The organism is Leifsonia sp. GW821-FHT13C09, from assembly GCF_058806435.1.
On sequence record NZ_JBXAPS010000001.1, the window covers coordinates 1,231,378 to 1,253,934 of the forward strand.

Sequence of the window (22,557 nt, forward strand, 5' to 3'; positions counted from 1 at the left end):
TCAGCACCCCGCGGATGTATCCGCTGGCAGGTTGAGCACGAGTCGAATGCGCTGCGATGCTGCGCCGGCCCCGTTGTCGACGAAGCTGTTGGAGAGGGAGTTCGCGGAGTCCAGGGTGCCGGCCGCCGCGATCTCGTTCAGGATCGAGATGGATGCGAAGTCGGAGTCACTGAGCAGCTTCAAGTCAGCCGAGGAGACGACAGGCGGCCAGAGAATGTCCGTGTTCGTGAATTGGGTCACCTCGGCGCGCTCGGAGTCGCGCGTGGCCGCAGCAGACTGCTGGATGGAGGTGAGGTTCTGTGAGGTCAGAGCCGCGTTGAACGCCGCCTTGGCCTTGTTGGTCGGGCACACCGCCGCCAGGTAGAACTTTCCGGCCTCGTCTGCGCTCATGATGTGCACGGTGGGCGTGGGCGTCGGCGTCGCGGTGGGCGTCTTCGACGAGTTGTCAGCAGCCTGGACGGAACCACCATTGTGGGTCGAGCACCCGGCTAGAGCGACCACGGCAAGCACTACAACGACGGCAAATAGAGGTTTCCTCAACACTGCTCGATCGTATCGATTGCGCAGACGCACCGGTACACCCCAGAGTGGGCACGCTACGGTCGACTGACCCCCTTACTCGAGTCGTTCGTTTGCGAGCTTCGAGCGATAGTAGAGCCGCTCGAATGGCTGTGCGGAGGCGAGTGGATAGGCATAGTCGGTCTCACGCAGCTCACGCGTGGTCCACCCTGAATCGTTACCATGGACGGGCTCGAGAATGCTCCCCCCAGATACAACGGGGTGACCCTCATTCGAACCGAAATCGGCGTTGTAGGAGTAGAAGAGGCGGAAGATCTCCCGCTCCGATTCTCCCTCGTCAGAAGTGCGTTGCGGGTCATAGCGTCGGTATAGCCTGATCCACTCTTCGAGAGTCTCAACACGCAACACGTCGAAAGATCGCGCCTTGCCTACTAGCAGGACAAGGGCTTCGCGACGGCGCGAGCTCCCGACGTCGTAAGACACCTCGATGTCCGCGCGCCCAGGGCCATCGTTTGCGACTTCGACCTTGTATCGCAAGGCGAGACGCTTCGAATTGTCGCCCGGTGTCGTCCACGTGACCGAACCGGGGTCGATGCGTGTCATCGACATGTCTGGCCCGCTCGCCGGCGCTTCGTAAAGCCAAACCTCGAACGGTTGCTCTGTAACCCGGACAGTCAGCTTCGGAATCTGCGAGGAGATCAACGCCTTCTGAGCTTCATCGATCGACCGCTGCGCTGCGGCCGCCTGATCTTGGGCCGCACTGACTGCCAATTCGGTCGCCCTCACGCTGCGGCGTGTCTGCCGGATCTGCAGGTAGATGAGCACCGCGGTGACGGCCGTAACCACAGCCGAGCCGAGCGTGCTCCAGGCCGCAAGCGCCGAGAAGTCGGGTGGCGTGGACTTCGCCATCTCAATGAGCATGGCCGAATCTTACTGACAAGCCTCCGTCACTCGGACCTCGACGCTGACTTCATCCGAGCTTGGCCGACGCCTCGGCCGCTCGCCGCTCGAGTTCGAGCCGGATCGCGATCTGCAGAAGCACACGCCCGGCGGCGCGCATACACTCCTCTCGGGTTGGCTTCGCAGTCTGATCTTCATCTCGCAACATTCGGATCTCCAGTTGAGCTCGGATGAGGCCGTGCGGCCATGAAATAGTCCCGCATGGCAGCACAGCAGCGCGCGCCGTCGTCATCTCAACGAGCGAACGTTGCAACTGGCCGATACCGATGCTTGCCTCAGACCATGAATGAGCAGACCAGGAAGAAGCTCGGCTATACGATCCCGCAAGCGGCTGAAATGGCGGCAATCGGCGAATCGGTCCTCAGGCGTGCCATCGACCGCGGGGACCTCCCGAGGCGGTACCCGTCGTCGCGTCCGATCATCATCGCCTCGGACCTCGAGAAGTGGTTGGAGTCGCTGCCGACGGAACCGCCTACGCCGAGGTCAGCGTCGGGCGCCGCTCGAACGCGAACCCGGCACGCGAACGACAATGTGACCCTTCAGCAGATGGAGGCCCACGCGCGCTCGCTGGGTGTGAGTCCGGAATCGCTTCTGCTGCGCGCACCTGAGGGCCTGTGAACACACATCGCTCACACATCGACCGATCGGACGACGAAGGGGACCCGGCAACAGGCCGAGTCCCCTTTGTTTTACTGGTCGGGCTGACAGGATTTGAACCTGCGACCCCTTGACCCCCAGTCAAGTGCGCTACCAAACTGCGCCACAGCCCGTTGCTGTCCCGCCCAGGCCGTGAGAGCGCCAAGCAGGACAACTCGACTATCTTAGCGTGCCGGCGGGGCCGGTCGTGACCAACCCGACAGCCACGAAGCCCCGCCGGCACAGCGCCGCGCGGCCTGCCTCCCGACGAGGAGGCGCGACGCGACGCCCGGACCTCCCGCCCCGCAGCGGTGCGTCCAGGTGGGTCGGCGGCGGGATGCGCCAGGAGGCAGCATCCCGCCGTCGAGTCACTTCTGGGTGGCGCCACCGCCCAGGATCGTGTCGATCTCGTCCTGGGTGAGCGGGGCCCAAGGGGACGAGTCGGGGTTCGCGCTGGCGGCCTCCGGGCTGTCGCCCTTCGTCCACCACTTCGCCTCGAACGGCACGCCGTCGAACAGGATGCGGGCGCCCTTGTCGTAGGCGGTCTCACCGCTCCAATTCGGGTAGGTGCCCGGCGGGAGGGTCGGCTGCGGGATCGGCCCCTCGCCCGGCAGCACCGGACCGACCAGGTCCCACGGGGTCTCCCACGCGTTCAGCACAGGGTTGTCCGGGACGTCGCCCTTCGTCCACCACTTCGCCTGGTACACGTTGTGGTGCCAGGTGACCTTGGTGCCCTTCAGGTACGAGCTGCTTCCGCTCCAGATCGGGTACGGCGAGTGCGCCGGGTCGTCGGTCGCGGCGGTGGAGGTCGGCTCGGCCGTGGTGACGGCGCCCTCCCCCAGCGCGATGCGGCCGTCGAAGCCCTTCGACAGGAGGCCGGCGAAGGTCTGCTTGCCCTGATTCACGCCGCTGCACGCGTCCGACACCACGCCCGTGTCCACGTAGTTGGACCCGCAGGTCTTGTCGCGGTTCGCGGACCACATCGACATGCGGCCGATACCGGTGGAGACAGCCCAGGCGTTCAGCGTCCGGGCGTCGGCGAGGCCGAACACCTGACCCTGGTCGTCGTTCTGGCCGATCATCGGGGTGGCGCCGATCTTCGCCCACAGGCTCGGGTCGGACTGGTGCGTGCCAGCCCGGTCATAGAGCACGCCGAGCTGGCGCTGAGCGGCGGTGAGCGCGGCCTCGGAGGTCGCGGCCATCGACTTCCCCGCGTCCTTCGCGCTCCCGAAGTCCATCGTCATCAGGTTGACGCCGGAGAGGTCGACTTTCGCCTTCAGCATCGCCGACACCGCGTTGGTGCCGTCGACGGTCAGGCCGGTCGGCGACACCGGGAGCGTCAGCCAGACGGCGAGGCTCTTGCCGGCGGCACGGCGCTCCTGCTGGAGGTCGTGGATGGCGGTCGCCCGGCGTGCGGCGGCGTCCGCGTTCACCAGGCCGTCGCCCTCCAGGTCCAGGTCGACGGTGCCGACCTTGTAGCGGTCGACCACCGAGGCGTACGCGTTCTTCAGCGCCGAGGGGTCGGTGCAGCCGACGGCGAGCTCCTCGTTCCGCTGGCCGCCAAACGACACCGCGACGGTGCCGCCCTGCTGCTGCAGGCGCGCGATCCGGCGGTCCAGATCGAGCGAACCGCGCGCTTCGCTCATCGTGTACGCGCCGCCCCAGGAGGGCGTGCACGGGTCGGTCGGGTCGGAGACGACGAACGACAGCACGGCGTCCTTGGTGGAGGTCGACCCGAGGTTCTCGAACCCGAACCTCGGGGTCGCGGTCACGTCCACGAACGACGCGAACCACGGCTTCACGTCCACCGACGCCCGCGCGCTCCACCACTGGAAGCCGACGACGCCGGCCGAGACGACGACCACCGCGACGAGGGCGGCGCCGATCACGCGCAGCGGCGAGAGGCGGCGGCCGGCGTCCGACTCGGGGGCCTGGAGCCGGTCGGTCTGCGAGACCTCCGCGACGGCCTTCCTGTCCTTCCGCGCCATCAGGCGGCCTGCCGCTCGCCGTCGACCGCCGGAGCGTCGAGCGGAGCGTCATCCCGCACCGCGGTGCGCTCGAAGTGCGGCACGTCGCCACCAGCGTGGCCGTGGTACAGCACGGAGCGCCAGTCGATCGACTCGGTCGCGGGAGCGGAGGCCGGAGCAGAGCGCGTGCGCTTCTTCTCGACGTACAGCGGCTTGGTCAGGCCGAGCCAGATGTCCACGATCGTGTTCCAGATGCCGATGTAGGCGACCAGCGACCAGATCGCGAGGGTCGCGTTGAAGGCGGCGAACGCGGCGTTGCCCCAGTTGTGCGCGTTCCAGTCCCGCCACAGCGTGAACAGCGAGAACGCGATGATCGCGAGCGGCGCGAGCACGTACAGCAGCGGCGAGGCGGTGCGGTTCTTCACCTTCGGTGTGCGGGCGAACGGGATCTTCTTGCCGGTCAGCGACTGCTGGATCGACTTGAGCACGCCGGCCAGGTTCACCGGAAGCAGGATCAGGTTGAAGCCGTAGATCCGGAAGATGTCGGTGCCCTTGTAGCCGGCGTAGCGGAGGTCGCTGGCCTGGCTGATGAAGTACGGCAGGGCGGCCAGCAGCACCATCGGGCTGAGCAGCCGCCCGTCGTACGGGTACGCCAGCAGGAACACCAGGCCGAAGCTCGCCCAGCAGATGGAGGCCATGTAGTTGACCCGCAGCAGCAGCTCGATCCGCGAGACGGTCTCGCCGCGGCGCTTGCGCTCGCGGACCTGCTTCCACAGCTTCGGCAGGATGAGGAGGCCGCCGTTCGCCCACCGGCGGCGCTGGACGATCAGCGAGCCGAAGTCCGGCGGGGTGGCCGAGTAGCTGAGCCGCTCCGGGTAGTTCACGAGCGTCCAGCCGTGGGTGCCGAGGTCGATGCTCGACTCGGTGTCCTCGATGACCGTGCGGTCCTGGATGTACCGCCGCACCTCGAAGCCGCCGACCCACTCGGTCTCGACGATGTCCTCCAGCGCGCGCTTGCGGATCACCGCGTTCGCGCCCACCCAGAAGGTCGCGCCGTAGAAGCTCTTGCCCTGGTGGAGGATGTGCTGGATGTCGGTCGTCGCGCCGGCGAGGCGCTCGATGCGGGTGCCGGCGCCGCGGAACGACGAGTACGGGGTCTGCGTCACCGCGACGCGGGCGTTGTCCGGCTGCTGCAGGAAATAGGTCAGCCGCAGGCAGTACTCGCGCAACAGGATGGAGTCGGCGTCCAGGGTCAGCAGGAAGTCGCTGTCCGGGATCTCGATGTCGCCGGGCCGGCGCGAGCCTGCGGGCACCGCGTTCAGGATGGGACCGTCCGGTGTCTCCTCCACGCGATAGGTGCCGCCCATCAGGCCGATGTAGGCGTTGAGGTTCATCGCCTTGTTCGCTTCGTGCGAGAGGGACGCCCACTTCTTGCGCTCGAAGATCATCAGCTCGGCGTCGAACGTCCAGGCCAGGCGGCGGTAGAGCTGGGCGACGCGCTCGGAGGTGAGCGCGGCGCCTTCGCCGACGGCGGCCGTCACGGCCTCCGCCGTGCGCGCCAGCTCGTCGCCGAGGGCGCGGAGCACCTGGTCGGCGAAGAAGACGTCCACGTGGTCGTCGATGCCGTGCGCGTCGGCCTGCGCGTACAGCCACTCGGCGGCCCAGCGGTAGTGGTCCGCCAGTTCGAGCGCGTCCGCGTCGTCGGCGAAGGCGCGCTCGTCGCCCAGCTCGAAGCGCATCAGCGCGTCCGAGAAACGGAAGCGCGGCTCCGCCAGCTGCCCGGTGATGCTGTCGGCGAGGGCGCGGGTGGCGTTCAGCCGCTCGGCGACGGCCGGGTCGGTCGGGTTCGGGTTGTCGTCGACCAGCAGCACGACGCGCATGGAGGGGAACTCCTGCAGCGCGGCCGAGAGCAGCGTCATCCGCACCACCTCGGGCTCCTCCGCGTAGGAGGGCACGAGCACCGTGATGGACGGCTGGTGCTCGGCGAAGTGCCGGTCGAGCTCGGCGCGGGGAACGCGCACGTGCTTCTGGAAGCGCTGCAGCGCGCCCTGCCGGGCGACCAGGTACATCAGGGCGGAGAAGGTGAGGAAGGTGACGACGACGGTGTAGCCGATCGCCTCCATCGTGAAGCGGAAGTCCTGCGTGCCGAGCACGAGGAACTGGCGGATGATCGTGGTGACGACGTAGATCGCCCAGAAGACGATGGTCGCGACGATGGCGACGCGGCTCCAAGTGATCTTCCGGTCCGAAGGCTTCGGGTGGACCGTGGGCAGCGGTTCGGTGCGGCGCTCGGCGCCCCACTGTCGTTTCCGGGCAGGCGTGTATGAACTTGTAGAACTCATTTTCGGGTATGCGTCCTCGATGACGAGAGCCTGCGCCTTCGGGTAGCGCAGTCGGGTAGCTCTCTCAGAGGTCCACAGTAGTGAGGACAGACCGGGGTACAAATACCCCCAACCGGGTCGCCCCCGCACTGGGGGTTCCGCGTCCCCTTGACGCCGAAACCGCCGAGTACGCGAACAATCTGCGTACTCGGCGGTTTCTGACCGATTATGGGCGTACTCGGGAGGTCAGCGCTTGCGCTTCTCGCGCACGCGCATGTTGAGGACGATCGGGCTGCCTTCGAAGCCGTAGACCTCGCGGAGGCGCCGGATGATGTAGCGCCGGTAGCCCGGGTCCAGGAAGCCCGTGGTGAACACCACGAATGTCGGCGGCCGGCTGCTCGCCTGCGTGCCGAAGAGGATGCGCGGCTGCTTGCCACCGCGGACCGGGTGCGGGTGCGCCGCGGTGAGCTCGGCGAGGAACGCGTTGAACTTGCCTGTCGGGATACGGGTGTCCCACGACTCCAGCGCGAGCTCCAGCGCGGGCACCAGCTTCTCCAGGTGCCGGCCGGTGCGCGCCGAGATGTTGACGCGCGGCGCCCAGGAGACGTGCGCGAGATCCTGCTCGATCTCCCGCTCCAGGTAGCGGCGGCGGTCGTCGTCCAGCAGGTCCCACTTGTTGAAGGCCAGCACGAGCGCGCGGCCGGACTCCAGCACGAGGTCGATGATGCGGACGTCCTGCTCGCTGATCGGCTCGGACACGTCGAGCACGACGACCGCGACCTCCGCCTTCTCGAGCGCGGTGGAGGTGCGCAGCGACGCGTAGAAATCGGCGCCCTGCTGCAGGTGCACGCGGCGGCGGATACCGGCGGTGTCGACGAAGCGCCAGACCTTGCCGCCCAGCTCGACCTGCTCGTCCACCGGGTCGCGGGTGGTGCCGGCGAGCTCGTTGACGACCACGCGCTCCTCCCCCGCCGCTTTGTTGAGCAGCGAGGACTTGCCGACGTTCGGACGGCCGACGATGGCCACGCGACGCGGACCGCCGACCTCCCGCTTGGCGACCTTGGAGACCTCCGGCAGCGCCTTCAGGATCTCGTCCAGCAGGTCGGCCACACCGCGGCCGTGCAGCGCGGAGACCGGCCACGGCTCGCCGAGGCCCAGTGACCACAGCTCGGTCGCGTAGGGCTCCTGACGGGCGTCGTCCACCTTGTTGGCGGCGAGGAACACCGGCTTCTTCGTCTTGCGGAGCAGCCGGACCACGTGCTCGTCGGTGGAGGTCGCGCCGACGGTCGCATCCACGACGAACAGCACCGCGTCGGCGAGGTCGATCGCGACCTCCGCCTGCGCAGCGACGGACGCGTCGATGCCGCGCGCGTCGGGCTCCCAGCCGCCGGTGTCCACGACTGTGAACCGGCGGCCGTTCCACTCCGCGTGGTACGACACGCGGTCGCGCGTGACACCGGGGGTGTCCTCCACCACGGCCTCGCGGCGGCCCAGGATGCGGTTGACGAGCGCCGACTTCCCGACGTTCGGGCGGCCGACGATGGCCAGCACCGGCAGCGCGGGCAGGTAGGTGATCGCGTCGGGGTCCTCGGTGACGGCGCCGAGGAGGTCGAGGTCGGTGTCGTCGAGCTCGTACTCCTCCAGACCGCTGCGCAGGGCGGCGGCGCGCTGCACCGCGAGGTTCTCGTCCAGCTCCGCCAGGCGCTCGACCAGGTCGTCGGCGCCCGTGGGCTCGTTCTCGATGTCAGACATGGGTCTCTTTCTGTACGACCGCGATGACCGCGTCGACGGTCTGGTCGAAGTCGAGGTCGGTGGAGTCGACGGTGGTCACGCCGTCCGCGGCGTTCATGAAGTCCACGACCCGGGAGTCGGCCGCGTCGCGTCTGCGGAGGGCCTCACCGACGTGGTCGGCGGAATGCCCGGTCAGCTCGGCAGAACGCCTGGCCATTCTAACCTGCTCGTCGGCGGTGAGCAGGATGCGCACGGGTGCATCGGGGCAGACCACGGTCGTGATGTCGCGGCCCTCCACGACGATGCCGCGCTTCTCGCCGTGCGCGATGATCGCGCGGAACAGCCCGGTCAGGAACGTTCGCACCTCCGGGACGCGCGCGATCGCGCTCACCACCGCGGTCACCTCCGGCTCGCGGATGACGTCGGTGACGTCGTGGTCGCCGACGAAGACGTGGTAGGTGTCCGGGTCGGTCCCGATCCGGTAGTCGAAGTCGGGCAGAGCGTCGATGACGGCCGCGGAGTCGGTCGGGTCGAGCCGGCGCTGCACGACGAACCAGCTGAGCGCCCGGTAGGCGGCGCCGGTGTCGAGGTACGACCAGCCGAGCTTGCGCGCGGTCGCCTTCGAGACGGACGACTTGCCGCTCCCGGCGGGCCCGTCGACCGCGACGACGATCGGGAGGCCGGCGGCCTCGGTGTTGTCGGCGGCGTTGGTGCGGTCGGCGGTGTCGGTGGGGTTGGTCGGGTCGGTCATCCGGCGATCCTCCAGCCGCGGTCGGTCAAGTCGGTCACGGTGCGCTGCCACACCTCGGGGAGCACGGCGATCTCCGCCAGGCCGAAGGCGGCGCCCGGCGAGTGCTCCAGGCGCAGGTCCTCCAGGTTCACGTCCAGCTCGCCCAGCTCGGCGAGGAGGCGCGCGAGTTCGCCCGGGCGGTCGTCCACCATGACGACGAGGCTGGAGAAGCGCTTGTCCTGCCCGTGCTTGCCCGGCAGGCGCGAGACGCCGAGGTTGCCGCCGGCGATCTCCTCCGCGATGGTGCGACGCGCGCCGGCGGCGTCCACGTCGTCCAACGCCGCGAGCACCCGGTCGAGGTCGTCGCGGTACGCGCGCAGGATCGAGACGATCGCGGGCGCGTTCGCGCCGAGGATCTGCACCCACAGCTCCGGCTCGCTGCCCGCGATGCGGGTCACATCGCGCACGCCCTGGCCGGCGAGGCCGAGCGCGGCGTCGGTGGAGGCCGCGAGGCGCTTCGCCATCAGCGAGGACACGATCTGCGGCGTGTGCGAGACGAGCGCGACGGCGGCGTCGTGGTCGTCCGCCGCCATCTCGACCGGCGTCGCGCCGAGGTCGAGGATGAGCGCCTCCACCAGGTTGACCGACGCGCGGGCGTTCTCGGGCCGGGCGGCGACCACCCACGGGCGGCCGATGAAGAGGTCGGCACGGGCGGCGCTGGGGCCGCCGCGCTCCCGGCCGGCGAGTGGGTGCGAGCCGACGTAGCGGGACAGGTCGACGCCGGCCTCCACCAGCTCGGCGAGCGGCTGGCCCTTGACGCTCGCGACGTCGGTGACGACGGCGGCGGGATGCGCGGCCAGCTCCTCCGCGACGACGCGCGACACCAGGTCCGGCGGCACCGCCACGACGATCAGTGCGGGTTCGGCGGCCCCGTCGTCCGGGCGCCCCGCGCCGTAGTCGGCGGCGAGGCGCAGGTGGGCCGGAGAGGCGTCGGCGAGCAGCACGTCCACGCCGCAGGCGCGCAGCCCGAGCCCGACGGACGCCCCGAGCAGCCCCGCACCGACCACGCGGACGGGTCCGGCAACCCGAGAGGCGGTATCAGTCACGCATCCACCTTAGTCGGGGCGGAATCCGCGCTCCTCCCGAAGGAGCTTCGCGCCGACGCGCCGCCTGGACTCCTTCGGAACGCGCTTCGGAAGGAGGATCCAGCCGAGTCTCCTGATGAAGCGCTCGCGGGCTATTGCCGCGAGATCGTCAGGAGCGCGCCCAGCTCCTCCTTCGTCAGGTCCCGCATCGCCCCCACCTTCAGCGTCCCGAGGTGCAGCGGCCCGAACTGGCGCCGCACCAGCTCGATCACGGGATGCCCGACCTCCGCCATCATCCGGCGGACGATCCGGTTGCGGCCGGAGTGCAGGGTGATCTCCACGAGGCTGTCGCCGCCGCCCGACCGCGACTGCAGCAGCCGCGCCTTGTCGGCGGCGATCGGGCCGTCCTCCAGCTCGACGCCCTTGGTCAGGCGGGCGATCGTCTGCGGGGCGACCGTGCCGCGCACCCGGGCGATGTAGGTCTTGGTCACGCCGAAGCTCGGGTGCGCGAGCACGTGCGCGAGTTCGCCGTCGTTGGTGAGGATGAGGAGGCCGGACGTCTCCGCGTCCAGGCGCCCCACGTTGAACAGTCGCTCCGGGTAGTCCGCGGTGAAGCGGGACAGGTCGGGGCGCCCCTGCTCGTCGCGCATCGAGCTGACCACGCCGACCGGCTTGTTGAGCATCACGTAGCGGCGGGAGGTGTCCAGCTGCACCGCGGTGCCGTCCACGGCCACCCGGTCGGTCGCGGGGTCGACGCGGCGGCCGAGCTCGGTGACGACCTGCCCGTTCACGGTGACGCGCCCGGCCACGATCAGGCCCTCGGAGACCCGGCGGGAGGCCACGCCGGCGGCGGCCATCACCTTCTGGAGGCGCTCGCCCTGCGCGGCCGCGCCGCCGTTCGCACCGTCAGCGGACATCGTCGAACCCTTCCGCGCCGTCGGCCAGCAACGGCGAGATCTTCGGCAGCTCCTCGATCGAGTTGATGCCGAGCTGGGTCAGCAGCAGGTCGGTGGTGCCGTAGTTGATCGCGCCGGTCTCGCTGTCCGTGAAGAGCTCGGTGATGAGCCCACGGCCGAGCAGGGTGCGGACGACGGAGTCCACGTTGACGGCACGGATGGACGCGACGGCGCCGCGGCTGATCGGCTGCTTGTAGGCGATCACCGCGAGCGTCTCCAGCGCCGCCTGCGACAGCCGGGTGGGGTTCTGCTGGAGGACGTAGCCCGACACGACCGCGTCGAACTCCGGCCGCACGTAGACGCGCCAGCCGCCGCCGACCTCCCGCAGCTCGAAGCCCCGGCGCACGCCGGGCGTGCCGTCCGGTCCGGCCGCGCCATCGAAGTCGGCCACCAGGGCGTCGACCGCCGCACGGACGCGCTTCACCGGCGCGCCCACGGCCGTCGCGAGCGTCACGAGGCTCATCGGCTCGTCGGCGACCATCAGGATGGCCTCCAAGGCGCGCTCGATCTGGGCGTCCTCGACGCCCGCCGGCTCGGTCTCCAGCTCGGTTCCGTCAACCGTCATAATCCGCTCCCAGGTTCGACAGGTTCTCCTCCGACCAGTGCTCGGCCGTCCAGCGCAGCGTCAGCTCGCCCAGGGGCTCCAGCTGCTCGAACGCGATCGCCGCGTGCCGGTACAGCTCCAGTACGGCGAGGAACCGGGCGATCACGACGCCCTTCTGCTCCGCTCCCGCCACGAGCTGCCGGAACGACAGCGGCTCCCCCGCTCGCAGCATGCCGACCACCACGGCAGCCTGCTCGCGGATGCTGACCAGAGGGGCGTGCAGATGGTCGAGCCCGACGACGGGGATCTCGCGCGGCGTCATCGCCAGCGTCGCGAGCGCCGCGAAGTCCTCCGCGGTCAGGGTCCAGACCAGCTCCGGCGTGCGCTGCCGGTACTTGTCCTCGAGCCGCACCGCGCGTGCGTGCCGCGAGCTCTCGGCGTCGAGGCGCGCGGCGAACCAGGTCGAGGCCTCCTTGAAGGCCCGGTACTGCAGCAGCCGCGCGAACAGCAGGTCGCGCGCCTCCAGCAGCGCCACGTCCTCGGCGTCGACCAGCTCGCCCTGCGGCAGGAGGCCGGCGATCTTCAGGTCGAGGAGTGTCGCCGCGACGAGCAGGAACTCGCTCGCCTCGTCCAGGCTCTCGTCCGCGTCGAGGCGGCGCAGGTAGGCGATGAACTCGTCGGTGACGCGGCTGAGCGAGATCTCGGTGATGTCGAGCTCGTGCTTGGAGATCAGCGACAGCAGGAGGTCGAACGGCCCCTCGAAGTGACCGACGGCGACGCGGAAGCCGCCTTCGCCGGCGGTGTCCTGATCCTGCGGCGCGTCAGGCGACGGCGCCACGGAAGATCAGTTCCCTCGCGAGCTGGCGGTAGGCCTCCGCCGCCTGGTGCTCGGGCGCGAACTGCGTGATCGGTGTCGCCGCGACCGAGGCGTCCGGGAACTTCACCGTGCGCGAGATCACCGTCTCGAGCACGCGGTCGCCGAACGCGTCGACGACGCGCTCCAGCACCTCGCGCGAGTGCAGTGTGCGGGAGTCGTACATCGTCGCGAGGATGCCGTCCAGCTCGATGGCCGGGTTGAGCCGCTCGCGCACCTTGTCGATGGTCTCGATCAGCAGCGCGACGCCGCGCAGGGCGAAGTACTCGCACTCCAGCGGGATGAGCACGCCGTGGCTGGCGGTCAGCGCGTTGACGGTGAGGATGCCGAGCGACGGCTGGCAGTCGATGAGGACGACGTCGTAGTCGGCCGACACCTTGCGCAGCACACCCGCGAGGATCTGCTCGCGCGCGACCTCGTTGACCAGGTGCACCTCGGCGGCCGAGAGGTCGATGTTCGCCGGGATGATGTCCAGCCCGGCGACGCCGGTGGTCTGGATGGCCTCCTGCACGTCCGCGTGGCGGTTCACGAGCAGGTCGTAGATGGTGGTGACGTCGTGGGTCTTCGCGCCGAGCCCGGCCGAGAGCGCACCCTGCGGGTCGAAGTCGACAGCGAGCACCCGGCGGCCGTATTCGGCCAGCGAGGCGCCCAGGTTGATGGAGGTCGTGGTCTTGCCGACCCCGCCCTTCTGGTTGCACAGCGCCACGATCTTGGCGGGTCCGTGCTGCTTCAGTTCGGCGGGCGCGGGGAACGCGCGCAGCGGGCGCCCGGTGGGTCCGAGCGGCGCGGCGATGGATGCGGTGTCCATGCCGGGAAGCTCCGTCCTGACCTCGTCGTTGCGCGTCACCTGGCTGATCCTCGTCCCTTTCGATCGTCGGCCGTTCACGGCCTGTTCACGGGCTCCATCCTATCCGCGAGCACCCCTGTCCGCGGGCCGCGACGGCGGCGGGTCACGGCGTCGGTCGCTGACCGGCCCCAGGGGTACGCTGTGCGGATGCCGACGATGCCTGCCGAGCTCGCCACCGAGCGCCTGCGCCTGCGCCTCCGCGACGGGCGCGACGCCGAATGGAATCTCGCGCTGCTCGCCGAGGACCCCGCACAGGAGGCCCGCACCGTCGAGGAGGAGCGCGAGCGCCTGGACGCGCAGCGGCGCGCCGCCGACGAGCGCGGCTTCGGCGTCTACGCGGTCGAGCTCACGGACACCGGCGAGGCGATCGGATACTGCGGCCTGGTCACCAGGCGCACGAGCGACGCGCAGCCGGAACTCGCGTACGAGCTGCTGCGGCGGCACGTCGGCAGCGGCTACGCGACCGAGGCCGCCGCGGCTGTCGCCGATGCGGCGTTCGACGCAGGATTCCCGTTGCTGTGGGCGGTCGTCGAGCGCTGGAACGCGCCGTCGTTCCGCATCCTGGACAAGCTCGGGTTCAGGCCGTCACGGGTGACGGGCGAGGGCGGGAAGGTGCTGGTCTGGCTGTACCGGAAGGCGCCGCGGGGGCGTCACCGCGCCCGCGGGTGAGCCGTCACGTACACGTCCCGCAGCGCGTCGGCCGTCACCAGCGTGTAGATCTGCGTCGTCGCCACCGAGGAGTGGCCGAGCAGCTCCTGGACCACGCGCACGTCGGCACCGCCGGCGAGCAGGTGCGTGGCGAACGAGTGCCGGAGGGTGTGCGGCGAGATCTCCACGCCGAGCTGTGCACGCTCGGCCGCCGCCCGGATGATCAGCCAGACGTTCTGGCGTGACAGCCGCGCGCCGCGCATCCCGAGGAACAGCGCGGGCGTCGCCCTCCCCCGCGCCGACAGCACCGGACGCGCCCGCACCAGGTAGGCGGAGACCGCGGCCTGCGCGAAGCTGCCGAGCGGCACGATGCGCTGTTTGGAGCCCTTGCCGGTGAGGCGCACCACGTCGGTGTCGATCACGTCGTCCACGTTGAGGCCGACCGCCTCGCTGACCCGCGCGCCGGTCGCGTACATCAGCTCCAGCAGCGCCTTGTCGCGGAGCTGGTCAAGCTCGTCGCCGTCGGTGGCCGCCAGCAGCGCCGTGACCTGGTCGACGCTGATCGCCTTCGGGAGGGTGCTCGGCTGCTTGGGCGGCCGGATGTCGCGGGCCACGTCCACCTCCACGCGGCCCTCCTCCAGCAGGAAACGGTGGAACCCGCGCACCGTGGACAGCATCCGGGCGAGGGACGTCGCGGTCAGCGGCGACTCCTCGCGCGAGGCGAGATGGGCGAGGTAGGTCGAGACTGTGGCGGGCTGGACCTCCCGGACGTCGCCGATCCCCTCCTCGTCCAGCCAGAGCGTGTAGACCGAAAGGTCGCGCCGGTACGCGGCGACGGTGTTCGCCGAGAGGCCGCGCTCGATGGCGACGTGCCTCAGGAAGGCGTCCGCGTCGGCCGCGACCGTCATCCCGCGGCGCTCTGCTCGCTCAGCTCGGTGGCGCCGGCATCGCCCAGCTTGGGGTTGCTCGGCCACGGCGCGTCGGCGGCGCCGAGGGTCGCCCAGCCCTTCTCGCGCGCCACCCGCGCCGCGAGCACGGCGATGGTGAGCGGGGCGTTGTGCAACCGCTGCTCCAGCACCGCGTCGACCGCGTCCTCCAGCGGCACCCAGGCCACCTCGATGTCGGCTTCCTCGGCCTCGCGCGCGAACGCCTCGCCGGTCGGCCGGACGTCGCGCGCCAGGTAGATGCGGATGGCCTCGTCATTGCCGCCCGGGCTGGTGAAGATGTCCGTCAGGACGTTCCACCGGCCGGCCTGGAGGTCGGCCTCCTCGGCCAGCTCGCGCTGCGCCGCGGTCAGCGGGTCCTCGCCGTGGACGTCGAGGAGCCCGGCCGGGATCTCCCAGTCGCGGTGGCGGACGGGATGCCGGTACTGCTTGATCAGCAGCACCCGGCCCTCGTCGTCCAGCGCGAGCACCGCGACGGCGCCGGTGTGGTCGACGTACTCGCGGGTGATCTCCTCGCCGTTGTAGCGGAAGGTGTCGCGCCGGACATCCCAGATCTTCCCGTCGAAGACGACCTCCGAGGCGACGATCTCCGGGCGGAAGGGCTCATCGCGCAGCACGCCGGGTTCCCGCGCGCCGCCCGCCTCCGCCGCCATCAGGCGTCCGCGCCGACTTCGAGCGCACCGTCCACAGCGGCGCCGACCTCGTCGTCCGCCGGGACCTCGAACAGGAGGCTGGCCTTCTGGCGGTCGAGGGCCGCGCCGACGAGCCCGGCGAACAGCGGGTGCGCGTGGTTCGGCCGCGACCGCAGCTCCGGGTGCGCCTGGGTGCCGATGTAGAACGGGTGCACGTCGCGCGGCAGCTCCACGTACTCGACCAGGTGGCCGTCCGGCGAGGTGCCGGAGAACCAGAGGCCGGCGTCGGCGATCTGCTCGCGGTAGTTGTTGTTGACCTCGTAGCGGTGCCGGTGGCGCTCGCTCGCCTCCGGGGCGCCGTACAGGTCGGCGGCGAGGGAGCCCTCGGCGAGGACGGCCGGGTAGAGGCCCAGGCGCATGGTGCCGCCCAGGTCGCCGCCGGCGATGATCTCGACCTGCTCGGCCATGGTGGCGATCACCGGGAACTCGGTGTCCGGGTCGAACTCCGACGATGACGCGCCGGCCAGGCCGGCCTCGTGGCGGGCGTACTCGATGACCATGCACTGCAGGCCCAGGCACAGGCCGAGCGCCGGGATGCCGTTCTCGCGGGCGAACTTCAGAGCGCCCACCTTACCCTCGATGCCGCGGACGCCGAAGCCGCCCGGCACGCAGATGCCGTCGACGTGGCCGAGCTGGGCGGCCGCGCCCTCCGGCGTCTGGCACTCGTCGGACGGGATCCACTTCAGCTTCACCTTGGTGCGGTGGGCGAAGCCGCCCGCGCGCAGCGCCTCGGTGACCGACAGGTAGGCGTCGGGGAGGTCGATGTACTTGCCGACCAGGCCGATGGTGACCTCGTGCTTGGGGTCGTGCACGGCCTCCAGCAGGCGCGCCCAGCCGTTCCAGTCGACGTCGTTCGCCTTGTCCAGGCCGAGCTGGTCGATGATGTAGGCGTCCAGGCCCTGCTCGTGCAGCATGGTCGGGATGTCGTAGATGCTCGGCACGTCGACGGCGTTGACGACGGCCTGCTCGTCCACGTCGCACATCAGCGCGATCTTGCGCTTGTTCGACTCGGACACCGGCCGGTCGCTGCGCAGCACGAGCGCGTCGGGCTGGATGCCGATGGAGCGCAGCGCCGCGACGGAGTGCTGCGTCGGCTTGGTCTTCTGCTCGCCGGAGGCGTTCATGAACGGCACGAGAGAGACGTGCACGAAGAAGCAGTTCTTGCGGCCGAGCTCGTGGCGCACCTGACGCGCGGACTCGATGAACGGCTGCGACTCGATGTCGCCGACCGTGCCGCCGATCTCGGTGATGATGACGTCCGGCGCGGGCTCGCCGTCCGGGCCCGGCTGGGCCTGGAGGCGCATCCGGCGCTTGATCTCGTCGGTGATGTGCGGGATGACCTGGACGGTGTCGCCCAGGTACTCGCCGCGGCGCTCCTTGGCGATCACGTTCGAGTAGATCTGGCCGGTGGTGACGTTCGCCGACTGGCCGAGGTTGATGTCGAGGAAGCGCTCGTAGTGGCCGATGTCGAGGTCGGTCTCGGCGCCGTCGTCGGTGACGAACACCTCGCCGTGCTGGAACGGGTTCATCGTCCCCGGGTCCACGTTGAGGTAGGGGTCGAGCTTCTGCATGACGACGCGGAGGCCGCGGGCCGTCAGGAGATTGCCGAGGGAGGCCGCTGTCAGGCCCTTTCCCAACGAAGAAACGACACCACCTGTCACGAAGATGTGCTTGGTAGTGCCGTTTTTGCTGTTGGTCTGCGCCGCGTCTGAATAATCCACCACGGGCTCTCAGCTTATCACCTGAAGCGGGGCGTCCCGCGCGTGTCGCGGCTCAGCGTGCGGCCGCCGCCATGTCCACGAGCTCGCGCGCGTGGGCGAGGCCGCTCTCGGAGTCGGGCAGGCCGGACAGCAGCCGCGCCATCTCCGCGATCCGCTCGTCGCCGTCCAGCCGGCGCACGCTGGAGGCCGTGACCGCGCCGTCGTTGCCCTTGACGACCGTGAGGTGGTTGTTCGCGAACGCCGCGACCTGCGCGAGGTGCGTCACCACGATCACCTGGGCGCTCTGGGCGAGGCGTGCGAGCCTCCGCCCGATCTCGATGGCCGAGGCGCCGCCGACCCCGGCGTCGACCTCGTCGAAGATGAACGTCGGCACCGGGTCGGTGGCCGCAATGACGACCTCGATGGCGAGCATGACGCGCGAGAGCTCGCCGCCGGACGCGCCCTTGCCGAGCGGCCGCGGCTCGGCGCCCGGGTGCGGGCGCAGCAGGATCGCGACCTGGTCGCGGCCGCTGGCGGTGTAGCTCTGCGGGTCGTCCTGGTCGCGCTGCGTGACCTCCACGACCACGCGGGCGTCCGGCATGGCGAGGGCGGACAGTTCGTCGGACACGGCCGCGGCGAGCCGTTCGGCGGCGGCCCTGCGGCGCTCGCTCAGGTCGGCGGCGAGCTCCACGACGAGCGCCTGGTCGGCCGTCACCTCGTCGGTGAGCTCCTGGATGCGGTCGGCGTCGCCGTCCAGCTCCAGCAGCCGCAGGCTCCCGGTCTCGAGCGTGCTGATCACGTCGTCCAGGGTCGGCCCGTACTTGCGGACCAGTGCGGACAGCTCCGCCCGGCGCTCCTGCACGGCCTCCAGCTCGCGGGAGCCGTCGGTGTCGAGCGCGGCGAGGTAGGTGGAGAGCTGGGCGGCGACGTCGGAGGCCAGGTAGCTGAGGTTGGCCACGGCCTCCACGGTCGGGGCGAGTTCGGCGTCGTGCGGCGCGACCCGCTCGATCTGCCGGCGGGCGGCCTCCAGGAGGCCGACCACGTCGGGCTCCTCGGACTCCTCGGCCGAGAGCAGCTCGCGCGCGCCTGAGGCGGCGAGCCGCAGCTCTTCGAGGTTGGTCAGCCGTTCGGCGCGCTCGCCCAGCTCGTCGTCCTCCCCCGGCTGCGGTGCGACCGTCTCGATCTCGGCCATGGCGACGCGGAGGTCGTCGGCCTCCCGTGCGCGCCGGTCGCGGTCGGCAAGGAGCTCGTCCAGCTCGCTCGCGTTCTCCCGCCAACGGTGGAAGACCTGCGCGTAGCGCTCGAGCGCGCCCGCGAGGTCGGGACCGGCGAACCGGTCGAGCGCCTCGCGCTGCGCCACCGCGGAACGCAGCCGCAGCTGGTCGGACTGGCCGTGCACGACGACCAGCTGCTCGCCGAGCTCTGTCAGCACGCTCACCGGCGCGCTGCGGCCGCCGACGACCGCGCGCGACCGGCCCTCGGCCGAGACGGACCGGCTCAGGACGAGTTCGGCAGCGCCGTCGCCGATCGGGTCGACGTCGCCGCCGGCGTCCCGGACGCGGTCCACGACCTCCCCCGGCTCCTCGACGCGCCAGCGTCCCTCGACCCAGGCCTGCGAGCTGCCGAGCCGGACGGCGCCGGTGTCGGCGCGCTCGCCCAGCAGGAGGCCGAGGGCGGAGACGACCATGGTCTTGCCTGCGCCGGTCTCGCCGGTGATAGCGGTGAACCCGGGCCCGAGCGGGAGGGCGGCCTCGGCGATGACGCCGAGGTCGCGGATGGAGATCTCGTCGATGCCGCCGCGGGGTGCGGTGGCCTGCGTGCGACCCGCGGCGGCGCGGGCGGTGGAGCGCTCAGTCACGTCCGGCCGGCCCCCGCCATCCCGTCACCGGGAGGTCGAACTTGTGCACGAGCCGGTCGGTGAACGGCCCGGGGTGCAACCGCGCGAGCCGCACCGGGATCGGCGAGCGGCGCACCACGACGCGGGAACCGCGCGGCAGGTCGAACTGGCGGCGGCCGTCGCACCAGAGGATGCCTTCCCCGCCCGCGCGGTCGAGCAGCTCGATCGCGAGCGAGGAGTCGGCGTCGACCACGAGCGGCCGGGAGAACAGGGCGTGCGCACTGAGCGGCACGAGCAGCAGGGCTGCGACACCGGGCCAGACCACGGGTCCGCCGGCCGAGAACGAGTAGGCGGTGGACCCGGTCGGCGTCGACATCACGACGCCGTCGCAGCCGAAGCTCGACATCGGCCGCCCGTCGACCTCGATGACGACCTCGAGCATCCGCTCCCGGCTCGCCTTCTCGACGGTCGCCTCGTTCAGCGCCCAGCTCTCGTAGACGACCTCCTTGCCGACCTTGACGCGGGCGGAGAGCGTCATGCGCTCCTCGACCTCGTAGTCCTTCGCGAGCCCGCGCGCGACCGCGATCTCCAGATCGTCGCGCTCGCTCTCGGCGAGGAAGCCGACGTGCCCGAGATTGACGCCGAGCAGCGGCGCCGTGCACCCGCGGACCAGCTCGGCCGCGCGCAGGATGGTGCCATCGCCGCCGAGCACGATCACCAGTTCGAGGTCGCTCGCCTGCACTTCGTCGCCGAGCACGGCGACGGCGTCCAGATCGGGCGCCGCGGCGAGCAGATCGCGCCGCTCGTCCTCGCTGAGCACCGGCACGACGCCCGCACTGATGAGCTGACGGCACACCTGCACGCCGGCGTCGAGGGAGTCCTGCCGGCCGGTGTGCGCGACGACCAGAATGTATCGCTGCGCCTCACCCGATGCCGCCACGTCGCCTCCCTGTGCTCGCCAGTGTGCCTGTGCTCGCCTCTGTGCCTCCGCGCCCGTTCCGGGCCGTCCCACTATTCTGTCGGTTTTCGGGGCGGGATGTGCCGGGGACGGGGAGATTGTGGAGAACGTTCACTCAGGGGCGGGCGTCGGGGCGGCCGGGTTCATCGACGCGGCGCGCCCGCGACCGTTGCGGCGCAGTTCCCGAAAGCGCGTGCGGATAGCGAGCAATTGCACGAGCAGGACCGCTGTCTCAGCGATGAGCTGGCCGCCGAGCGCACCGGTTCCGTGGAAGAGCAAGGCACCGACGAATATCGAGGGCAGACCGACCACAGCGCCGATGGCCGCAGAGCGAGAGATCGCCGACATGCGCCCTAGCGCGACCAGGAGCACGGGCCCGGAGGCCATGCTCGCACAGACGATCGCGAGGTTCGCGCCGCCGAGCGCTGCCGCAAGCGGCGGAATGTCGACCGTGCCCGAGAAGACCGCGTGGGCGGCCGTCGATGCTCCGACAGCGAAGCCGATGCCGCAGAGCACGCCGATACTGGAACTGATGAGCGTCACTCGGACTGCGCGGGTGATGCGCAGACCGGGGTCGACCTCCCGACCGACCCACCCTTTGAGGACGTATTGCTGTGTGGAGATGACCTGTTGGACCATCCGTTTGAGTCGGTCGACAGACGCATAGAGCAGCGTCGCGTTAACCGAGCCGAGCGTGGCAACTGTCGTGCCGAGCGACAGATACATCGACGAGAAGACGTTCGTGCTCAGCGCGTGACCTTGCATGCCGATGACACGCGCGATACGACGCGGCCCCAGTGCGACGAAGTCAGCGCCGCGCACGCCGAGCACGAGAGCAGCGGCCACCGGCGAAATCAGAGCCCCCAGTAGGAGGGCGATCGGGTAGACGTACAACGAGAGGCCAGCGGCAACGGCAGCCGCCGACAGAGCGATCAGCGCGGTTCGCGGGAGCACCTCGGTGAACAGGAAGAGCCGGGGCCGCATCATCCCGATGAAAATCCATCCGCCTCCCATGACCGCCAACCCTGTCGCCAGGGAGATAAGGGCGGCAAGGCCGCCTGGATCCGGCGCGAGGAGTGCCGCCACGGGGATGACGATTCCAAGCACGGGGACGGCGACCGCCGCCTTCGTGACGAGCGAGGTGGCGAATACGCGAGCGCGGTTGCGCTCCGACATGCGCGCGACGCGCTGTGTCCCGCTCAGGCCCCAGCCGAGTTCTACGAGAACCCCCGCGGTGCCGCCGAGGGACTGGCCGAGAGCGATCGCCGTCCATGCGCCGCTGCCGTGCGTCGCGGTGATCGCCGGCAGCGCTAGCAGCGGAGAAACCGCGTTGAGCACCGGAACAGCGAGATAACCGACGAAGACCGTGAACAGCATCCGAGCCTGGACGAGTCGGGCTCGCCACGAAACCGCGGGGATCAGACTCACGGGGCGGCCTCGTTTCGGATTCGAGCGGCACGGATCACCGATTGGAGTGGGGAGTCGGAGTTTCACATTTCGATTCGGCTCGACAGAGGATATCGACCGACTTCAGCGACGGCGCGCGCGGTGCGGCCGATCCGCGTGCGCGAGACGCTCGCTTCGCCTTGGAATTCACACGCGGGACGGCGGGCCTCTGGCGCTCACCCCGTGACCGAACGCACCCGCTCCAGCCACTCCGTTGGATTGCTCCCGCGCTCCGTCAGGTGCACCAGCGCCTCCCGGTTGCCGTAGGACCCGGCGATGGGCGAGGCGATCACTCCGGCGGTGCCGAGGCCCGCGTCCCAGGCGCTCCACAGCACGCCGCCGACGGCGTCCGCGCGCAGTCCGGCGTCGCGGACGATCCCCTCGCGGACACCCGTGCGGCCGACCTCGAACTGCGGCTTCACCAGCAGGACGAAGTCCGCGTCCGGTACGGCGACCTCCCGCAGCGCTGGGAGCACGTGCGTGAGAGAGATGAACGACAGGTCGGCGACGACCAGGTCCGGACGCAGCTCGGGGCCGACCAGCGCACCGAACGACTCGCGGGTCAGCTCCCGGACGTTCACGCCCTCATAGGAGAACAGCCGGCCTTGGCGTGCCAGGTCGGGAGCGAGCTGCCCGTGCCCGACGTCGACGGCGATCACCAACCGCGCGCCGCGCTCCAGCAGCACCTGGCTGAACCCTCCCGTCGAGGCCCCGGCGTCGAGCACGACGCGGTCCTGCACGGCGATCCCGAACGCATCCAACGCCGCGATCAGCTTGTGCGCTCCGCGGCTCACGTAGTGGTCGGCGCCCGCGACGACGATCACCTGCTCCTCGCCCACCTTGGTGGAGGCCCGCACGACGGGTTTGCCGTCGACGGTCACCAGGCCGTCCGCGATCAGCGTCGCGGCGTGGGTCCGCGACCGCGCCAGCCCGCGCGCGGCGAGCGCGACATCCAGCCGTTCAGCCATGCCGTGGGGCGTCGGCGCCTTCGAGCCGGGCGGACAGCTCCTCGTGGAGCTGCGCGTACGCCTCGGCGCGCGCGGCGAGCGGCTGCTCCTCGATCACCTCGAGCTGCGACAGGAGGCCGTCCGAGGTGGCCGAAGCGTCGTCCGGGCGGTCGCCGTCCCCTGCCGCTTGGCTCTGCATGTCCGTCACCTTACCC

Annotated in this window: 21 protein-coding genes and 1 tRNA gene; 2 read left to right on the top strand and 20 right to left on the bottom strand. The window is 70.4% G+C overall.

All coding sequences use genetic code 11. From position 1 onward, the window contains the following. Together AC1ROW_RS06020 and AC1ROW_RS06025 are read right to left on the bottom strand one after the other, a co-directional pair. A complete protein-coding gene (locus AC1ROW_RS06020; protein ID WP_493017931.1) occupies window positions 1–390 on the bottom strand; it encodes a hypothetical protein in 390 nt (129 codons plus the stop codon). A gap of 225 nt (window positions 391–615) precedes the next feature. Beyond that, window positions 616–1,440: a hypothetical protein gene (locus AC1ROW_RS06025; RefSeq protein WP_493017932.1), complete on the bottom strand. Its 825-nt coding sequence runs from the start codon at window positions 1,438–1,440 to the stop codon at window positions 616–618. A gap of 321 nt (window positions 1,441–1,761) precedes the next feature. Here AC1ROW_RS06025 and AC1ROW_RS06030 point away from each other — a divergent pair, with 321 nt between their 5' ends. After that, a complete protein-coding gene (locus AC1ROW_RS06030; RefSeq protein ID WP_493017933.1) occupies window positions 1,762–2,097 on the top strand; it encodes a helix-turn-helix domain-containing protein in 336 nt (111 codons plus the stop codon). Between the two features lie 75 nt (window positions 2,098–2,172). On the opposite strand, the gene AC1ROW_RS06035 is transcribed toward AC1ROW_RS06030, so the two are convergent. The 10 genes from AC1ROW_RS06035 to AC1ROW_RS06080 all read right to left on the bottom strand — a co-directional run bounded on the left by AC1ROW_RS06035 (window position 2,173) and on the right by AC1ROW_RS06080 (window position 13,170). Next, window positions 2,173–2,249, bottom strand: a tRNA-Pro gene (locus AC1ROW_RS06035). Between the two features lie 234 nt (window positions 2,250–2,483). After that, the gene (locus AC1ROW_RS06040) at window positions 2,484–4,103 is read right to left on the bottom strand and encodes a chitinase (protein WP_493017934.1); all 1,620 of its coding nucleotides are present in this window, start codon (window positions 4,101–4,103) and stop codon (window positions 2,484–2,486) included. Continuing rightward, on the bottom strand, window positions 4,103–6,424 hold the full coding sequence (locus AC1ROW_RS06045; protein ID WP_493017935.1) for a glycosyltransferase family 2 protein: 2,322 nt from the start codon (window positions 6,422–6,424) through the stop codon (window positions 4,103–4,105). Before AC1ROW_RS06045 ends, AC1ROW_RS06040 begins: the two co-directional genes overlap by 1 nt. A 225-nt stretch (window positions 6,425–6,649) precedes the next feature. Continuing rightward, window positions 6,650–8,155, bottom strand: a complete 1,506-nt coding sequence (der, locus tag AC1ROW_RS06050) for a ribosome biogenesis GTPase Der (protein WP_493017936.1) — start codon at window positions 8,153–8,155, stop codon at window positions 6,650–6,652. Then, on the bottom strand, window positions 8,148–8,885 hold the full coding sequence (cmk, locus tag AC1ROW_RS06055; RefSeq protein ID WP_493017937.1) for a (d)CMP kinase: 738 nt from the start codon (window positions 8,883–8,885) through the stop codon (window positions 8,148–8,150). The genes der and cmk overlap by 8 nt, the downstream gene beginning before the upstream one ends. Then, window positions 8,882–9,970 (bottom strand): prephenate dehydrogenase, encoded by a 1,089-nt coding sequence (locus tag AC1ROW_RS06060; RefSeq protein WP_493017938.1) that lies wholly within the window; start codon window positions 9,968–9,970, stop codon window positions 8,882–8,884. Before AC1ROW_RS06060 ends, cmk begins: the two co-directional genes overlap by 4 nt. A 131-nt stretch (window positions 9,971–10,101) precedes the next feature. Then, entirely contained in the window at window positions 10,102–10,866 is a 765-nt protein-coding gene (locus tag AC1ROW_RS06065; RefSeq protein ID WP_493017939.1) for a pseudouridine synthase, read from the bottom strand. Then, window positions 10,856–11,470 (bottom strand): SMC-Scp complex subunit ScpB, encoded by a 615-nt coding sequence (scpB, locus tag AC1ROW_RS06070; protein ID WP_493017940.1) that lies wholly within the window; start codon window positions 11,468–11,470, stop codon window positions 10,856–10,858. The genes AC1ROW_RS06065 and scpB overlap by 11 nt, the downstream gene beginning before the upstream one ends. After that, complete coding sequence (locus AC1ROW_RS06075) at window positions 11,460–12,287, bottom strand: segregation and condensation protein A (protein WP_493017941.1); 828 nt, start codon at window positions 12,285–12,287, stop codon at window positions 11,460–11,462. Before AC1ROW_RS06075 ends, scpB begins: the two co-directional genes overlap by 11 nt. Then, window positions 12,271–13,170 (bottom strand): ParA family protein, encoded by a 900-nt coding sequence (locus AC1ROW_RS06080; protein WP_493017942.1) that lies wholly within the window; start codon window positions 13,168–13,170, stop codon window positions 12,271–12,273. The genes AC1ROW_RS06075 and AC1ROW_RS06080 overlap by 17 nt, the downstream gene beginning before the upstream one ends. Before the next feature lie 147 nt (window positions 13,171–13,317). On the opposite strand from AC1ROW_RS06080, the gene AC1ROW_RS06085 reads away from it, so the two are divergent. Further along, window positions 13,318–13,839 (top strand): GNAT family N-acetyltransferase, encoded by a 522-nt coding sequence (locus AC1ROW_RS06085; RefSeq protein ID WP_493017943.1) that lies wholly within the window; start codon window positions 13,318–13,320, stop codon window positions 13,837–13,839. Here AC1ROW_RS06085 and xerD read toward each other — a convergent pair. The 8 genes from xerD to AC1ROW_RS06125 all read right to left on the bottom strand — a co-directional run bounded on the left by xerD (window position 13,821) and on the right by AC1ROW_RS06125 (window position 22,541). Next, window positions 13,821–14,726, bottom strand: coding sequence for a site-specific tyrosine recombinase XerD (gene xerD / locus AC1ROW_RS06090; RefSeq protein WP_493017944.1), 906 nt, complete (start codon window positions 14,724–14,726; stop codon window positions 13,821–13,823). The genes AC1ROW_RS06085 and xerD overlap by 19 nt on opposite strands. After that, window positions 14,723–15,415, bottom strand: a complete 693-nt coding sequence (locus AC1ROW_RS06095) for an NUDIX domain-containing protein (protein ID WP_493017945.1) — start codon at window positions 15,413–15,415, stop codon at window positions 14,723–14,725. The genes xerD and AC1ROW_RS06095 overlap by 4 nt, the downstream gene beginning before the upstream one ends. Beyond that, the gene (pyrG, locus tag AC1ROW_RS06100) at window positions 15,415–17,175 is read right to left on the bottom strand and encodes a CTP synthase (protein WP_493018367.1); all 1,761 of its coding nucleotides are present in this window, start codon (window positions 17,173–17,175) and stop codon (window positions 15,415–15,417) included. The genes AC1ROW_RS06095 and pyrG overlap by 1 nt, the downstream gene beginning before the upstream one ends. A 52-nt stretch (window positions 17,176–17,227) precedes the next feature. After that, window positions 17,228–18,946: a DNA repair protein RecN gene (gene recN, locus AC1ROW_RS06105; RefSeq protein ID WP_493018368.1), complete on the bottom strand. Its 1,719-nt coding sequence runs from the start codon at window positions 18,944–18,946 to the stop codon at window positions 17,228–17,230. Between the two features lie 58 nt (window positions 18,947–19,004). Next, a complete protein-coding gene (locus AC1ROW_RS06110; protein WP_493017946.1) occupies window positions 19,005–19,931 on the bottom strand; it encodes an NAD kinase in 927 nt (308 codons plus the stop codon). A gap of 129 nt (window positions 19,932–20,060) precedes the next feature. Beyond that, complete coding sequence (locus AC1ROW_RS06115; protein ID WP_493017947.1) at window positions 20,061–21,326, bottom strand: hypothetical protein; 1,266 nt, start codon at window positions 21,324–21,326, stop codon at window positions 20,061–20,063. A 245-nt stretch (window positions 21,327–21,571) separates the two neighbouring features. Continuing rightward, window positions 21,572–22,363 carry a TlyA family RNA methyltransferase gene (locus AC1ROW_RS06120; RefSeq protein WP_493017948.1) on the bottom strand — a complete coding sequence of 264 codons (792 nt, stop codon included), beginning with the start codon at window positions 22,361–22,363 and terminating at the stop codon, window positions 21,572–21,574. Next, a complete protein-coding gene (locus tag AC1ROW_RS06125; protein ID WP_493017949.1) occupies window positions 22,356–22,541 on the bottom strand; it encodes a hypothetical protein in 186 nt (61 codons plus the stop codon). The genes AC1ROW_RS06120 and AC1ROW_RS06125 overlap by 8 nt, the downstream gene beginning before the upstream one ends. Window positions 22,542–22,557: the final 16 nt, after the last annotated feature.